Source organism: Stenotrophomonas sp. PUT21 (genome assembly GCF_052232875.1).
In the GTDB taxonomy this organism is placed as follows: domain Bacteria; phylum Pseudomonadota; class Gammaproteobacteria; order Xanthomonadales; family Xanthomonadaceae; genus Stenotrophomonas; species Stenotrophomonas maltophilia_N.
The window spans coordinates 2,755,026-2,769,745 of the sequence record NZ_CP197645.1 but is presented as its reverse complement, the minus strand read 5'-3'; the positions used below and the strand labels follow the sequence as shown (position 1 = coordinate 2,769,745).

The window sequence follows — 14,720 nt, the reverse complement described above, 5'->3', positions numbered from 1 at the left end:
GGGCAGGCAGGTGGGGAAGGTCCATTCACAAGGGGAGCAGGGATGAAGCAGGTTGTGATCGGCAGGTCGGCCTTGGCCGCGGCATTGGCGTTGGCACTGAGTGCCTGCGGAGGCGGTGGCAGCAATGTCCGCGGGGATCTGGAGCCGTCGCCTCCCCCGACCACGCCCCCGTCGCCGCCGCCCACCACGCCGCCGTCTCCCCCGCCGACCACGGCACCGCCGCCGCAGCCGGCCATCGATGCGCACCTGGGCATCATCCAGGCCGGACCGGCGCAGTCGGCCGGCTGGACCGGCGCGGGCATGCGCATCGGCGTGGTCGATTCGGGCGTGAACCGCGAGCATCCGGCACTGGCAGGGCGGGTGCTGGCCAATTACACCTACGTCGATCCACGCGTGAACAACGTCAATGTGGATGACGTCGTCGGCCACGGCACCGTGGTCGCCCAGCTGGCGGCCGGTGGCAGGGTGGGCAGCTGGCCGGGCGGTGTGGCCAGCCAAGCGCAGATCGTCTCGGCGCGCATCATTTCCGACAAGCGGCCGGTGGATGATGGTTCGGGCAGTGGCAACGAGATCACCGGTGCGGTGGGTCTGGACGGCGTGCACCAGGATCTGATCGCCGCCGGGGTCAAGATCATGAACAATTCGTGGGGCGGCCTGTACTGGACCAACCCGTCCGCCACCGCGCCGATCGCCCAGGAATACCGCCCCTTCATCATCGGCAACGGCGGTCTGGTGGTGTTCGCCACCGGCAATGAGAGCAAGGCCAATCCGTCCAGCATGGCGGCGCTGCCCAGCCAGGCCGGCCCGGGCGGAAGCCTGCCCGCGGCGGATCTGGAACGCGGGTGGCTGAGTGTGACGGCGGTCGATACCGCTGACCCGAGCAAGCTGGCTTCCTATGCCAACGCCTGCGGCGTCGCCGCCCGGTATTGCCTGGCCGCACCGGGCACGGTGGCTTACGTCGATCCAGCCAACAAAGGGGGCAAGCTGGAGTACTACTATGGCTCGGGCACATCCTACGCCGCGCCGCTGGTCTCCGGCGCGGCGGCGCTGGTGTGGCAGAAGTACCCGTACTTCACCAATGATCTGGTGCGCCAGACGCTGCTCGGCACCGCCACCGATCTGGGGGCGGCCGGGGTGGACAGGACCTTCGGCTACGGCCTGCTCAACATCGCCAAAGCGATCAACGGTCCGGCCAGGTTCGACTGGGGCGATGTGACGGTCAATATCGGCACGTTGGGCCTGGACTCGGTATGGGGCAACGACATCAGCGGCAACGGCGGGCTGATCAAGCAGGGGGCAGGTGCGTTGAGCCTGGCCGGCGCCAATACCTACAGCGGCGACACGATCATCGAGCGCGGCACCCTGGCGCTGCGCGGCGGTGCGTCGCTCCGCTCCGACGTGCTCATCGCGCCGCAGGTGGGCAACCCCAACGCCGCCGCGCTGCAGTTCATGAACGGCACCACGCGGGTCACCGGCAATGTGGACAACGGCGCCAGCGTGATCCTGCGCAGCGACAACATCGATGCGGCGATCGAAGGCAACTACCTCCAGCGTCCCGGCGCGCAACTGGTGGTCGCCCTGGGGGCCAACGCGCTCATGGTGACCGGCACCGCCACGCTGGCCGGCACGGTGCGTGTGGACAGCGTCATCGCCGGTTACGTTCCCCGGGATGGACGCACGCAGCCGCTGCTGCACGCCGATGGCGGGGTGACCGGCAGCTTCGACAGCGTCACCAACGGGCTGGCGCCGGGCAGCTTGCTCCAGGCCAGCCTGCTGCACGCCAGCAACGACGTCACCATGGTCATCGACCGCGTCAGCGTGACCAGCGCCAGCCTCCAGGCCGGGCTCGGGGGAACCGCGCTGGCCTCGGCGGCGCGGGTCGAATCCGCTTTCGAAGTGCTGGACCGCAATGGTGCGGCGCTGGACGGGTTTGCCGATGCGGCGGGGCAGCTGCAGCAGGTGGACGGCGCCAACGCGCTGCAGGCCAGCCTGGACAGTCTCTCCGGCAAAGCCCACGCGTTGGCCACGGCGGCCACCTTCGACAGCATCGACATGAACCGTCGTGCGCTGTCGGCCCGGGTGGGCGACGTGCAGGCTGCGCCTCGCCTGCGCGGGGCCTGGCAGGGCACGCTGGGCGAGGCGGGACAGGGCAGCTTCGCCGGCAACGGCGTGGCGACCCGCGGCTGGATGATGGGCCAGGACGTGGCGCTGGGCAGTCACGGCATGCTCGGTTTCGCGTTCGGCGAAACGCGCAGCTACGGCAGCCGCGAGTGGGGCGGTGACCGCGGCCGCGACCGTCAATCGCAGGCGCAGGTCTACGCGGGCTGGGGCACCGGCCGCGCGTATGCCATGGGCCAGATCGGCGCCGGCCAGTTCACCCGTGAGATCGATCGCCAGTTGCTGCTCGGTGCCGGCCAGTACGGCGTCAATGCACGATACGGCGGCAGCTTCAGCGCGGCCAGCGTGGAGTCGGGCTACCGCTTCGGCGGCGCCAACGCCTCGCTGACGCCTTACCTGGGCGCCGAATACGCCCGGGTGGACAGCGATGGTTTCAGTGAAGCCGGCGGCATGGGCTTCGGCCTGCGCGCGCAGGATGCGGTGAGCACGCGCAGCCAGGCGTTGGCCGGCCTGCGCGCCGAGCGCCGCTGGGGCGGCTGGTCGCTGCGCGGCTATGCCGAATGGCAACAGCACCTGTCCAGTGACGGCCTTTCCTTGGACGCCAGCTTTGTCGGCGTCGAGGCCTGGGCGCCGGTGGCCGGGTTGCAGCCGGCTCGCTCGGGCGGGTTGTTCGGGCTCTCGGTGGAATCCTGGCTGAGCCGCACCAGCCGCCTGGCGTTCGGTTACGACCAGCGCTTCGGCCCGCGTGGCGATCTGCGTCAGGTGCAGTTGCGCTATTCGGCGGGTTTCTAGGCGCGCGCCTTGCCGCGACGTTCGCAAAAAAAGCGGGCGCGATCAATGATCGCGCCCGCTTCGTCTGTCACCGCAACGGCTCAGTTGCCGCGCAGCGTGCCCCGCCGCGGCGTGCTGCGGCCCAGCGGCATCTTCAACTTGCCGATCGACAGGATGCGCGCTTCGGCGATCTGGTCGGCCGCGCGCTGCGGGGCGATGCCCTCGCTCTGCGACAGCGCGAAGATGCGGCCGAGGTTGTGGTAAATACTGCGGATCAGGCGCATCGCACGCTCGCGGTTGTAGCCATCGATCTCCAGTGAGACGTTCATGACGCCGCCGGCGTTGACCGCGTAATCCGGTGCGTAGAGGATGCCGCGCGCATGCAGTTCGTCGCCGACCTCCAGGCTGGAGAGCTGGTTGTTGGCGGTGCCACAGACGATCTTGCACTTCAGGCGCGGCAGCGTGTCCGGATTGATCGCACCTTCCAGCGCGCACGGCGCGAAGATGTCGGCGTTGACGTCGTAGATGTCTTCCGGCTTGACCGCCTCGGCACCGTACTCGGTGACGGCGCGGTCCACGCGCGCGCTGTCCAGATCGCTGACGTACAACTTGGCGCCACGGTCGCGCAGCAGCTTCACCAGTTCCATGCCGATGTGCCCCAGGCCCTGCACCGCGATGCTGGCCTTGCCCACTTCCTCATGGCCCAGCTTGTGCTGCATCGCCGCCATCAGCGCCTGCAGTGCGCCATACGCGGTGAACGGGGCCGGGTCGCCGGAGCCGCCATGCACCTGGTGCACGCCGGTGACGTACTCGCTTTCTAGGTAGATGTTTTCCATGTCGTTGACATCGGTGCCGACGTCTTCGGCGGTGATGTAGCGGCCACCCAGCGAATCGACATAGCGGCCGAAGGCGCGGAACAGCACTTCGCTCTTGTCGCGCTTCGGGTCGCCGATGATCACCGCCTTGCCGCCACCCACGTTGAGCCCGGCCAGGGCGTTCTTGTAGGTCATGGTGCGGCTCAGCCGCAGCGCATCGGCCAGGGCCTCGTCGGTGCTGGCGTAGGGACGCATGCGCACACCGCCCAGGGCGGGGCCCAGGGTGGTGTTGTGGATGGCGATGATCGCCCTCAGACCGGCGTCGCGGCTGTGGCAGAACACCACTTGTTCGTGACCGGTGGTTTCGAGGGTTTCAAATAACATGGTGGCTCCGATGGTGCGAACGGTGGCGAACAGCGGCGAACGCGCCAGCAAAAGGTGGGTTGTAAAACAAAAAAAGCGACGTCGTCGGGTCTCGGACGGGTCGCGCGGCGCCATTCTAGTGCATTCCGGCGGACGGTGTTGTCAGCGCTCTACCGCGCCTTCGCCATTAAAGTTGCTGAAGCCCGGGCCGATGCCGTGGCAACGGTGTGGATGGCCGGTCATCGCAGGAAGGATCACGTGGGCGCAGTCGCAACAAGGCAAGTGCGGGAACCGGTGCGTGCGTGGCCGTGGGCGTGATCGGCGCGGTGCTCGCGGGCGCGGCGGTGTTGGCGCTGCTGGGCGGGGCGGCCTTGGTCCGTCACCGGCGGGGCAACAACGCCCCGCTGGCCGATCCTGTCGCCGCCACGCGGGGGCGGGCGGCCGCATTGCCGGCCACCGCCGTGCTGCCTGGCACCGATCCGGTCGCGGTGCTGCAGGCCGGCCTGCACACGCTTGCGCTGGTGCCCCGCAGTGGCGATGCCGCGGACGCAGCAGCACCGCGCACCGTTGAGCTGCGCGATGCCGTCACCGCCTCGCTGCTGGCACGTGACTGGTCGGCCAGGCACCTGCCGCGCCGTCCGCAGCTGCTGCCGCAGCTGATCCAGACCGTGAACGACAGCGACGCCTCGGCGCGCGCGATGGCCGGGATCATCAGCCAGGATCCGGTCTTGACCGGCAATCTGCTGCGCATCGCCAACAGCCCGGTCTACCGGGTGCAGGCGCGCCCGGTGGAAACGCTGCAGCGCGCGGTCACCCTGGTCGGTACCGATGGCATCCGCCAGATCATCAGCGCGGTGCTGGTGCAGCCGGTGATGCAGTTGCAGTGCGATGCCTTTCCGCAGTTCAGCGCCGTGATCTGGGAGCACGCGCTGCTGGCCTCGCGCGCTGCCGCTGACCACGCACGCACGGTCACCCATGAAGATGGCTTCGCCGCACAGTGGCTGGGCCTGACCCAGGGCCTGGGCGCGGCGCTGGTGATGCGCCATCTGCTGGATGCCTGCGCGGAGCAGGAGGTGGCGGTACCGCCGCGCGCGCTGGCGGCCGAACTGCTGGACAGCTGGACCCTGCCGGTGGCGAGCCGGATCGCCGCGGCATGGGAGTTGCCCAAGGCTGTGCACGATGCCTTGATCCGCCAGAGCGGCAGTGGGCTGGCGGCGAGCCTGCGCTTTGCCCGGGCGGGGGCGGCGGCCAGCCTGCTGTGCCGTCATGGCCAGATCGGGCAGGTCCAGGCGCTGGCCCTGCTGGAGCAGCTGGACGACACGCCGCCGCATGCGCTGCAGTGGATCTGGCGGCGCGTGCACGGGCGGGCGGTGGAGACCCTGGACGGCGAAGAAGCCGAGTTCGACGTGGCCCAGGCCGGCTGACTCAGAGCTGCGACTCCAGCGGCAGCCAGCTGATCGCGCGTGCACTGGCCCGCAGCCAGAACCCGGTATCCGGTTCGGTGTACAGCCAATGCGGCGGCTGCGCATCCCGCTCCAGCCAACGCACGTCGCCGTCCGGCCCCAGGGCCACCCAGTAACTCTGGCTGGGGCTGGCCAGGCGCAGGTACTCCTCGCGCAGTTGCGCGGCGAGCACCGGGTCGTTGAACAGCACGCCCATTTCGGTGTTCAGATAGGCCGAGCGCGGATCCAGATTGAACGAGCCGACGAAGCCGCGCTGGTCATCGATCATGAAGGCCTTGGTATGCAGGCTGGCCCCGCTGCTGCCGAACAGGCCGCCGCCATCGACATTGCCGCGCGACTTGAGCTCGTACAGCTGCACGCCACTGCGCAGCAGCGGTGCGCGGTAGTGCATGTAACCGCTGTGCACGGCCGCCACGTCGTTGGCCGCCAGTGAGTTGGTGATCACCCCGACCTGGGCACCGCGCGCAACCATCGCGCCCAGGCCTTGGGTGCCATCCTCGCCGGGCACGAAGTAGGGCGAGATCAGCAGCGCTTTGTGCTGTGTACTTTCCAGCTCCTGCGCCAGGCGCGTGACCAGCCAGCCGGCCTGATCGTCGCGGCGGTGTTTCATCGGCGGGTCCGAGGCGATCTCCACGTGGTTGGTCCAGTGCAGGTCGAGCGCATCGCGGTAGTACGATTTTTCCGCCTGCGAGCGCGCCACGCGCGCCAGGTAGGGTTTGGCACTGTCCAGCCGTGCCTCGTGCTCGCTCTCGCGGATCAACAGGCGCAGCTGGGGCTCGGTGTAGAACGCCAGCGCGCGGATCGGCACCGCGGTGTCGCTGTTCCAGTAGTCGTCGAAGATCGTGTTGGCCTGCTGCACCGCTTCGCCGGCCAGCACTAGGTCCAGATCGCGGAAGTTCACGTCCGGGCGTGCGCTGAAGTACTCCTCGCCGATGTTGCGGCCCCCGACGATCGCCACGCGTCCGTCGGCGATCCATGATTTGTTGTGCATCCGGTGGTTGACGCTGAAAACGCGCTGCACCATCTCCACCAGGCGCCACAGACCGCTGCGGTTGCGGAACGGGTTGTACAGGCGGATCTCGATGTTGGGATGCGCATCGAGTGCCATCATCAACGCGTCCTTGTCCTGCGCGTTCATGTCATCGAGCAGGATGCGGACCCGCACGCCGCGCTCGGCGGCGCGGTACAGCTCGTTGGCCATGAGGTGGCCGATCAGGTCGTCGTGCCAGATGTAGTACTGCAGGTCCAGGCTGCGCCCGGCGTGCTGGGTGATCACCGCGCGCGCGGCATAGGCATCCAGCCCGTCGGACAGGAAGGCCACGCCGGTCTGGCCGGGATGCTCGGCCTGCAGCCGGACCAGCTCGCGGTCGATCGCGGTCTGGTCGGCCTGGGTGGGCAGCACCGTGGAGCGCTCGCCCAGGGCCTGCGGGGTCAGGTGGTCGGCCAGCAGCAACCCGCTGAGTACCAGCAGCACCAGCAACGCGACGATGATCCCCAGCCAGCGCAGCAGCCGGCGCCAGAACGGTGTTTTCTCGGTCATGCCCCGATCGTAAGCGGCAGGGGCGTGCAGGGCGAGTGCTGGGGCGGCTTAGAAGCGCTCGTCCGGGGCCAGGTAACGCCACTGGCCCGGTACCAGCTTGCCCATCGCCACGCGGCCGATGCGCAGGCGGCGGATGCTGACGACCTCCAGCCCGACCTGGCGGCACATGTCGCGCAGCTGGCCCGGATGCACCGGCTTGATCGCAAAGCGCAGGCGCGTTTCGTTCTGCCAGCTCACCTTGCACGGCGGCAGCGGCCAGTTGCGGAAGCTCAGGCCATGCGCGAGCCGCTTCATGCCGTAGGGCGCCAGTTCGCCACTTACTTCCACCAGGTATTCCTGCTCCAGCGTCGCACCGCGATCCTTCAGGTGCGAGATCACGCGTCCGTCCTGGCTGACCACGACCAGGCCGCTTTCGTCATCAGAGAGCGGCATCACCAGCTGCAGCGCGTGGAAATGCCGCTGCAGCAGGGTTACACCGGTGGCGTCGAGCTCACTGCGGCTGTCCGGGGTCACCAGCGCGCACAGTTCGTCCGAACGCATGCCGGCCGGCTTGTGCAGCAGCATGCTCACGGTTTCGGTGCGGGTCGCCTCGGCGTTCTCGCGCAGCACGATCGCCTCGTCGGTGACCATCGTCTGCGGCTGTTCCACCACCTGGCCATTGACGGTCACCCAGCCGCCCTCGATATAGCGCTGGGCGTCGCCCCGGGAGCAGCCGATCAGGCTGGTCAGGCGTTTGTCGAGTCGGATCGGGTCGGTCATGGGGCAGGCAACATAAAACGGGAAGCGGGCGGGGAGTGTACTGGCTGGGGCCCGGCGCTGCGCGATGACGGCGGCCGTGGCTCAGTCTGCGGGGCGTTCCAGGTGGGTCAGGTACAGGCGCAGATCGAACTCCAGTTGGTGGTAATCCGCTTCCATGTGCGTGCACAGCTGGTAGAAGGCCTTGTTGTGGTCCGATTCCTTCAGGTGGGCCAGTTCATGCACCACGATCATCTTCAGGAACGGTGCCGGCGCCTCGCGGAACACCGTGGCGATGCGGATCTCGCGGCTGGCCTTGAGCTTGCTGCCCTGTACCCGCGACACCGTGGTGTGGGTGCCCAGCGCGTGCTTGAGCACCTGCAGCCTGCTGTCGTAGATCACCTTGGACAGCGGTGCGGACTGGCGCAGGTAGCGTTCTTTCAGGCCCTGGGTGTAGTCGTACAGCTGACGGTCGTTGCGCACCGTGTGCAGCTGCGCATAGCGCCGTTCCAGCCATGGCCCCAGCCGGTCGCCCGCGATCAGCTCGCGCACCTGCTGCTGCAGGGCGTCGGGATAGCCGGCGAGGTACTTCAGGGCCGTCATGCGGGCGGTTGGGGCGGGGCGGGCAGACCAGTATGATGGCCTCCGGAATCCCGCAACAACAGATGCTAGGCGTATGGCGAAGGCAAATCCCCTGCAGGAGCAGCTGCTCAAGGCTGGTCTGGTCAAGAAATCCCAGGTCTCCCAGGCCGCCCGTGAGCAGGTGAAGGCCCGCCACGGCAAGGCCCCGGTCGCGCCCAGCGAAAGCCAGCGCGAGGCCGAGCGCCTGCGCGCGGAAAAAGCCGAGCGTGATCGCGCGCTGGAAGCCGAGCGCAAGGCCAAGGCCCATGCGCAGGAGCTGCAGGCCCAGGTCCGCCAGATCATCGAGGCGCACAAGGTCAAGCGTGAAGGCGAGAGCGAGTACCGCTTCAACGACGGCACGCTGATCCGCACCCTGCTGGTCAACAACGTCCTGCGCCGCCAGCTGGCCTCGGGCAGCCTGGTGATCGCGCGCCATGGCGATGGTTTTGAGCTGCTGCCGCGAGCAGCAGCGGACAAGGTCCGCGAGCGCGACGCCAGTGTGATCGTGCTCGACAACAGCCAGCCCACCAGCGAGCCGAGCACCGGCAACGCCGAGGACGATGCGTACTACGCCCAGTTCCAGGTGCCGGACGACCTGGTCTGGTAAGCGCTGCCTGAAGCGTTCACCCGGCGCCGCGTGCGTTCAGCCCTGTGTTGGCTGGGCACGACGGGCGGGGTCTATGCTGGTGCTCTGACACCGGCATGGGAGACACATCATGGCGACAGGTTGGGCAGGCGACGGCGCCGTCCAGGATCAGATCGACGCCACCGTCGATGACGCCATCCAGCGGGCCCGCGCCCAGTTGCGCGACGGCCCCGGACTGACCCACTGCGAACACTGCGAGGCGCCCATTCCCGAGGCGCGGCGCAAGGCCGTGCCCGGCGTGCGCCTGTGCGTGCGCTGCCAGGAAGAGGAGGATGCCGCCCAGCAGGAGGGCAGCGGCTACAACCGACGCGGCAGCAAGGACAGCCAGCTGCGCTGAAGTACGAGCCGGCGCAGGCCCCGCCTGCGCTGGCGGGCGGGACTCAACCGTCGCCCTGGATCCCGCCCGGCGCCTGCGACGGATCACGCCAGCGACGCACCGTGCGCTGGAAGAACATGTTGTTGGGCATCTGCAGCACCGTGCCTTCGTGCCCGCTGCCGGTTTCCTGCAGCGTGGTGTAGATCAGGTTGATGTCGATGACCCGGCCCTTGAGCCCGGGCTTCTCACCGTTCTCCAGCAGCTCGATGTAATCGTGCAGGCGGAACGGGCGGGTGGTGAAGATCAGCAGCGTGCAGAAGATGTTGGAGAGCACGCTCCACGCCGCGAAGAACGCCACCGCACCCACCGCGGCGAAGCCGGTGAACGCCGTCCACAGCACCGTCGCCGAGACGCCGACAATGTTGAGCACGATCAGCAGTACGGTGAAATACACCACGAAGGTGAACACCCGGCGCGCGCCCATGATCATTTCCGGCGGCAGTGTGTAGTGGTCGCCGACCCGGCGGATCAGGCGGCGGGCGATCAGCCGCAGCAGCCAGGCCACCAGCAGCGTCACCAGGATCTGCAGGGCAGGGACCCCGTAGTGCAGCCATTCGTGGGTCCAGGCGGGCAGATGGTCTTTCATGGGGGCGGAATTCCTTTGCAGCGATAGTGCCGATCCCGCCATGGTAATGCCGATGCGCCTCACCGCATCGGGATGCCGGCCTACTTGCGCGGCGTGCCGTACACATCCAATGCAGCGATCATCGCCGAGGCGCACAGCGGTGCGTTCTGCGCGTACTGCACACAGACATCCGGTGCTTCGGGCGCCAGCGTGATGCGGATCTGCAGCGGGCTCCACGGCAGCGTGCAGCCGGTGGCCAATGAGAGCAGCACGGCCAGGCAACTGGATGACATGGGGATACTCCTTGGCGGACGCCGGTAGTGACAGGGGATTGGATGCCGCGCCGGCCAGGAAGGTTTAAAGGCCGTGCAGAAAAAGAAAGCCAGCGGGCGCTTAAACCTTTTCCATGCCCCCCGCATCCAACGGATATGCTCGACACGACCATGTCCACTTCCAGCCCCCCGACCGAGGCCGACGCCGCCGATGACCACGCCCTGGTGCGTGCCGCGGCGGCCGGCGACGTGACGGCGTACGAGCGCATCTACCGGCGGCATTCGCCCCGTGTGTATGCCGTGCTGTGGCGCCTGTGCGGCGGCCACGCGGCCCGCGCCGAGGATGCCCTGCAGGAGGCCTTCCTGCAGGCATGGCGAGCGCTGCCGGGCTTCCGGTTCGAAAGCAGTCTGGGTACCTGGCTGCACCGCCTGGGCGTCAATGCAGCGCTGATGGAGCTGCGTGCCAACGCCAGCGGCGACGCACGCGATGCCGGCGAGGAGGGCTGGGAATCGTTGGCGATGCTGCCGGCCCAGGACCGCTGCGCCGGTACTTCGATGGACCTGGAGCGCGCGCTGGAAACGCTGCCGCCGCGCGCCCGCGCGGTACTGGTCCTGCATGACATCGAAGGGTGGAAACACCAGGAAATCGCCGACCAGCTGCAGATGGCCGTCGGCAGTTCCAAAGCACAGTTGCACCGTGCACGCGGCCTGCTGCGTGCGCGCCTAGGAGAAACCGCATGAATGCCCATGATTCCGAACACGACGAACTGACCGCGCGGCTGCGTGCCCTGCCTGCCCAGCGCCTGCCCCCCGCACGGGTCTGGCAGAGCATCGCTGCACAGTTGCCAGCGCAGACCCCGGCCCCGGCCGTTGCCACGCCGATGCGGTCGACACGCCGCCGGCGGGAACGCTGGCCGCTGCGCATCGGGCTCGGCCTGGCGGCCGCGCTGGCGCTGTTGATGGTGGTGCCGACGCCGGTCCCGCATACCCCCGCGCCCTCGCTGCTGCAGCGCCAGGCCGATGCCATGGCCGGCGAATACCGGCAGGCCATTGCGGCCTTGCCCAGTGACGGGGTCACCGATGAGTGGCGCCCGGCGCTGCACGAACTCGATGCCAGTGCGGTCAGCATCCGCGCCGCCATCGCCGAGAACCCCCGCTCGCGCTATCTGCTCGGGCAACTGCAGCGCACCTACGCGCTGCGACTGCAACTTACCCAGCAGGCGGTGTTCTCCGCCGGCCTGCCCACCTGAAGGAGATCCCCATGCGTAGTCCCCTGTCCCTGATCGCGGCCCTGGCGCTGTGCCTTCCGCTGGTCGCCCAGGCCGCCACCAGCGTCAATGAGCGCCATCCGCTGGGTGCCGGCGGGCGCGTGGAAATCAGCAACATCGCCGGCAAAGTCACCGTGCGTGGCTGGGATCGCAGCGATGTCGCGCTGACCGGTTCGATGGCCGACGGGCTCACCCTCAAGCAGGACAAGAGCAGCAACCGTGTGCGCTGGGAAGTGGAATATCCGCGTGACCGCAGCAATGGCGGGGCGACCCTGGAGCTGCGCGTGCCGCGTTCGGTGGAAGTGCAGCTGGGCACCATCAGCGCGAACATCGACGTGGCCGACATCGACGTGCGTCGCCTGCAGGCCAACAGTGTCAGCGGCAGCATCACCGCGGCCGGCCGCAGTGGCGAAACCACCTTGAACACGGTCAGTGGCGGGATCCGCTCGCAGGTACAGACCCCGCGGCTGGATGCGCGCACGGTCAGTGGCCAGGTGCTGGCCGGTGGCGGAGTATCCGGGGAAGTGGCAGCCGAATCGGTGTCCGGCCGGGTCAACGTCAACGCCGGGCGGATCCAGCGGCTGGCGGTGGAAACCGTTTCGGGCAGCCTGGACGTGAGCGCGACCGGCATGGCGCCGGGCGGCAAGGTGACGATGCAGACGGTCAGCGGATCGGTCGCGCTGAAGCTGCCGGTGAACGTGTCGGCGCAGTTGAACGTCAAGACGTTCAGCGGTGGCATCCAGTCCGATGCCGGGCAGGTGGAGAAGCCGCGCTATGGTCCGGGCAGCAGCCTGGATGCGCGTCTGGGCTCGGGCGATGGGGATATTTCGATCAACTCCCATTCCGGGAGCGTGCGGGTCAGCCTGGGCCGCTGAGTGCGGCCACCGCACCGGCCAATGCCGGTGCGGTCGGCAGCAATGTCAGCCGGCTTTCTTCAGCGCCAGGGTATTGCCCAGCACTTCGATCTTGCCGCCACCTTTACGGAAGGCAGCCAGATCCGCAGCGATGCTCTGGCTGCTGACGGCGGAGTTGGACCCTTGCTTGCGGTCGACGCGAACGGTGTTGCTTGCCTTGGGGGAGGTCTTTGGCGTACGAGCCATGGATGCTCCTGCTATGGATGAAGCGTGGAAGAAAACGTCGACAGATCCTGCTGTTGTCGACGGTAGTCCTGCCGCACGAGGCGGCAATCATCGCCGCCCATGTCGAACTGGCGGCAGATCGCGGGTCGCTGCGAGTAGATCGTGCAGCGCAGGTGATACGGGTCGATCGCGGCGCACCAGCCTTCTTCGTTGCGTGCCATCACCGTGCCGCCACGCGCATCGGTATCCAGCAGGTAGCCGGGCACGTTGTCGTCAGGCATGACGGTGACGGTGAGCCGACAGCACACCGCGTCGCAACGACGGCAATCGATGGGGTCGGGCTCGGACGATGTAAGGAGTGCAGCCAGGCGTTCGCCCAATCTGAGTGTCTCTTGGCGGCTCGGGGTGCAGCAGGCTGTGAACGAGCCGGATCACAGCGATGAGCGATCCCGGCACCGCGGACAGATCCGGACGGTGGCAGCATCGAAGAGGACGGTGGCCTGGGAGGCCCGGAAGATGGTGCTTGTTGCGTCAAGCGCATTGCGCTTTGAAGCCGAAAGATGATAGCGCTTCCGGCGTAACGTTTTGTTAATAAGGCCGTTCACGCCTCTTCAGGCCTTGTGGGACAAGGCCTGGCGCAACACGGTGGGTCAGTGGGAGGCGGCCAGCGCCAGCCCGTGGACCACACCGAAGGACGGATTGCCACGGACCAGGGTCGAGCCCGGGAAGGCGTTGGCCACGGCCTGCTGCAGGTAGCCGGCGCGCGACATGCCACCGGTCAGGAACACCGCAGCCGGGTCGTGGCCGATATCGCTGCGGACCTGCTCGAGCAGGGCGGTCAGTTCACCCAGGTAGCCGCCGGCGGCGGTTTCCAGGCGGGACGCATCGATCTGCACCTGCAGGCCGCGTTCGATGAAGTCCAGCGCGCTGCCGTGGCTGGAGACGCTGCTCAGGGCGATCTTGCAGCGCTCGACCTCGCGGTACAGGCGCGCGGTGTTGCCGGTGTCCTGCAGGGCGGTCAGGCGCGGGCCGAACGGCGCGTCCACATCGCGGTAGGTGTGCTGGCGGAAATCGCGCTGGCGGGTCATGTCCTGGACCATCGCCGCTTCCACGTAGTGGTGGGCGGGCACGCGCGTGATGCCACGGCCGAACAGCGGCATGTAGCCGCCCAGGCTCAGCGCCAGGTCGATATCGGTACCGCCGCGGGCGATGCCCCAGGCACGGTGGATGGTGGGCGCCTGGCCGCCGCCCACGCGGGCATGGGCGATATCGGTGGTACCACCGCCGATGTCCACCACCACCGCGTCGTGCTCCTGCGGGCTCTCGGCGTGGTAGTGCATCGCCGCGGCCGCGGGCTCTTCGAGAAAATCGATGCTGTCAAAGCCGGCCGCGATCGCCGCGCCGTGCAGGATCTCCAGCGCCTGGGCATTGCCGGCCTCGCCGATCGAGCTGCGGAACTGGACCGGGCGGCCCAGCGTGGCGGTACGGATCGGGGTGTCCAGCTGGCGCGAGGCGGTCAGGCGGATGTGCTCGAGGATGTGCGTGGCGATGCCGGCGATGGTCTGGCGCGCACGCGGGTGCAGGTTGTAGCCGAGCATCGACTTGGGGCTCTGCACCAGGTTGCCTTCGTTCTCTTCGAAGTAGGCTTCCAGCGCGTCATCGCCATAGACCGCGTTCTGCAGCAGGGTGGTGGAGCTGAGCGGGGCGCGCATCTGCTCTTCCATCCACTGCCGGCGCACCACGCGCAGGGCCTCGCGGCGCAGCGCGTCGGGCGTGCGTTCCTGGCCGGCGGCGCGGGCATCGCGCGCGGCCGCGTCGACCAGCCGGGCCAGATCGTGCTCCAGCGCCGGGGTCAGTTCGAAGTCGTTGGGGTCGCGCATCACCTCGGGGAAATACACCGTGGTGCGGAACTGTTCGGCCTGGCCGAACTGGATCGGCACCACCTTGCCGTCGATCACCACGGCGGCGGCGGAGTTGCTGGTGCCAAAGTCGATGCCGAGTTTCATGCGGTGGGCCGGGCCGGTGGTCAGGGGGCGCGCACTTTGCGGCAACGGGACCGCCGACGCAAGGGCAGGCGGTAACGGGCGG

Annotated in this window: 16 protein-coding genes; 7 read left to right on the top strand and 9 right to left on the bottom strand. The window is 68.3% G+C overall.

Going from position 1 to position 14,720, the window contains the following annotated elements:
* Positions 1 to 42: 42 nt before the first annotated feature.
* Entirely contained in the window at positions 43 to 2,910 is a 2,868-nt protein-coding gene (locus ACTT2I_RS12730; RefSeq protein WP_421099222.1) for a S8 family serine peptidase, read from the top strand.
* Between the two features lie 80 nt (positions 2,911 to 2,990).
* Here the strand turns inward: ACTT2I_RS12730 and ACTT2I_RS12725 are convergent, their stop codons facing one another.
* On the bottom strand, positions 2,991 to 4,088 hold the full coding sequence (locus ACTT2I_RS12725; RefSeq protein WP_088434543.1) for a Glu/Leu/Phe/Val dehydrogenase dimerization domain-containing protein: 1,098 nt from the start codon (positions 4,086 to 4,088) through the stop codon (positions 2,991 to 2,993).
* Positions 4,089 to 4,438: 350 nt separating this feature from the next.
* On the opposite strand from ACTT2I_RS12725, the gene ACTT2I_RS12720 reads away from it, so the two are divergent.
* A complete protein-coding gene (locus ACTT2I_RS12720) occupies positions 4,439 to 5,491 on the top strand; it encodes an HDOD domain-containing protein (RefSeq protein ID WP_421099410.1) in 1,053 nt (350 codons plus the stop codon).
* Between the two features lies 1 nt (position 5,492).
* Here the strand turns inward: ACTT2I_RS12720 and ACTT2I_RS12715 are convergent, their stop codons facing one another.
* From ACTT2I_RS12715 to ACTT2I_RS12705, 3 genes are all read right to left on the bottom strand, one after another.
* Positions 5,493 to 7,070 carry a phospholipase D family protein gene (locus ACTT2I_RS12715; RefSeq protein WP_421099223.1) on the bottom strand — a complete coding sequence of 526 codons (1,578 nt, stop codon included), beginning with the start codon at positions 7,068 to 7,070 and terminating at the stop codon, positions 5,493 to 5,495.
* Between the two features lie 48 nt (positions 7,071 to 7,118).
* A complete protein-coding gene (locus tag ACTT2I_RS12710; protein ID WP_293982583.1) occupies positions 7,119 to 7,829 on the bottom strand; it encodes an rRNA pseudouridine synthase in 711 nt (236 codons plus the stop codon).
* 81 nt (positions 7,830 to 7,910) lie between these two features.
* Complete coding sequence (locus tag ACTT2I_RS12705) at positions 7,911 to 8,408, bottom strand: YgjP-like metallopeptidase domain-containing protein (protein WP_421099224.1); 498 nt, start codon at positions 8,406 to 8,408, stop codon at positions 7,911 to 7,913.
* A 73-nt stretch (positions 8,409 to 8,481) separates the two neighbouring features.
* Here ACTT2I_RS12705 and ACTT2I_RS12700 point away from each other — a divergent pair, with 73 nt between their 5' ends.
* Together ACTT2I_RS12700 and ACTT2I_RS12695 are read left to right on the top strand one after the other, a co-directional pair.
* A complete protein-coding gene (locus ACTT2I_RS12700; protein ID WP_088434497.1) occupies positions 8,482 to 9,033 on the top strand; it encodes a DUF2058 domain-containing protein in 552 nt (183 codons plus the stop codon).
* Positions 9,034 to 9,142: 109 nt separating this feature from the next.
* Positions 9,143 to 9,409 carry a DksA/TraR family C4-type zinc finger protein gene (locus tag ACTT2I_RS12695; protein WP_088434496.1) on the top strand — a complete coding sequence of 89 codons (267 nt, stop codon included), beginning with the start codon at positions 9,143 to 9,145 and terminating at the stop codon, positions 9,407 to 9,409.
* A gap of 43 nt (positions 9,410 to 9,452) precedes the next feature.
* Here the strand turns inward: ACTT2I_RS12695 and ACTT2I_RS12690 are convergent, their stop codons facing one another.
* Both ACTT2I_RS12690 and ACTT2I_RS12685 read right to left on the bottom strand, forming a co-directional pair.
* A complete protein-coding gene (locus ACTT2I_RS12690) occupies positions 9,453 to 10,034 on the bottom strand; it encodes a mechanosensitive ion channel family protein (protein ID WP_293982582.1) in 582 nt (193 codons plus the stop codon).
* Between the two features lie 80 nt (positions 10,035 to 10,114).
* Positions 10,115 to 10,306, bottom strand: coding sequence for a hypothetical protein (locus ACTT2I_RS12685; protein ID WP_293982581.1), 192 nt, complete (start codon positions 10,304 to 10,306; stop codon positions 10,115 to 10,117).
* 135 nt (positions 10,307 to 10,441) lie between these two features.
* Between ACTT2I_RS12685 and ACTT2I_RS12680 the strand changes: the two genes are divergently transcribed.
* From ACTT2I_RS12680 to ACTT2I_RS12670, 3 genes are read left to right on the top strand one after another with little or no spacing between them, the layout of a single operon-like run.
* Positions 10,442 to 11,026 carry an RNA polymerase sigma factor gene (locus ACTT2I_RS12680; protein ID WP_088434494.1) on the top strand — a complete coding sequence of 195 codons (585 nt, stop codon included), beginning with the start codon at positions 10,442 to 10,444 and terminating at the stop codon, positions 11,024 to 11,026.
* Positions 11,023 to 11,535, top strand: coding sequence for a hypothetical protein (locus ACTT2I_RS12675; protein WP_293982578.1), 513 nt, complete (start codon positions 11,023 to 11,025; stop codon positions 11,533 to 11,535). Before ACTT2I_RS12680 ends, ACTT2I_RS12675 begins: the two co-directional genes overlap by 4 nt.
* A gap of 11 nt (positions 11,536 to 11,546) precedes the next feature.
* Positions 11,547 to 12,428 (top strand): DUF4097 family beta strand repeat-containing protein, encoded by an 882-nt coding sequence (locus ACTT2I_RS12670; RefSeq protein WP_421099225.1) that lies wholly within the window; start codon positions 11,547 to 11,549, stop codon positions 12,426 to 12,428.
* A gap of 45 nt (positions 12,429 to 12,473) precedes the next feature.
* Here the strand turns inward: ACTT2I_RS12670 and ACTT2I_RS12665 are convergent, their stop codons facing one another.
* The 3 genes from ACTT2I_RS12665 to ACTT2I_RS12655 all read right to left on the bottom strand — a co-directional run bounded on the left by ACTT2I_RS12665 (position 12,474) and on the right by ACTT2I_RS12655 (position 14,638).
* Positions 12,474 to 12,653 carry a hypothetical protein gene (locus ACTT2I_RS12665; RefSeq protein WP_019183415.1) on the bottom strand — a complete coding sequence of 60 codons (180 nt, stop codon included), beginning with the start codon at positions 12,651 to 12,653 and terminating at the stop codon, positions 12,474 to 12,476.
* Between the two features lie 11 nt (positions 12,654 to 12,664).
* Positions 12,665 to 12,964 (bottom strand): YkgJ family cysteine cluster protein, encoded by a 300-nt coding sequence (locus tag ACTT2I_RS12660; protein WP_080114834.1) that lies wholly within the window; start codon positions 12,962 to 12,964, stop codon positions 12,665 to 12,667.
* Positions 12,965 to 13,282: 318 nt separating this feature from the next.
* A complete protein-coding gene (locus ACTT2I_RS12655) occupies positions 13,283 to 14,638 on the bottom strand; it encodes an Hsp70 family protein (protein ID WP_421099226.1) in 1,356 nt (451 codons plus the stop codon).
* Between the last annotated feature and the right edge of the window lie 82 nt (positions 14,639 to 14,720).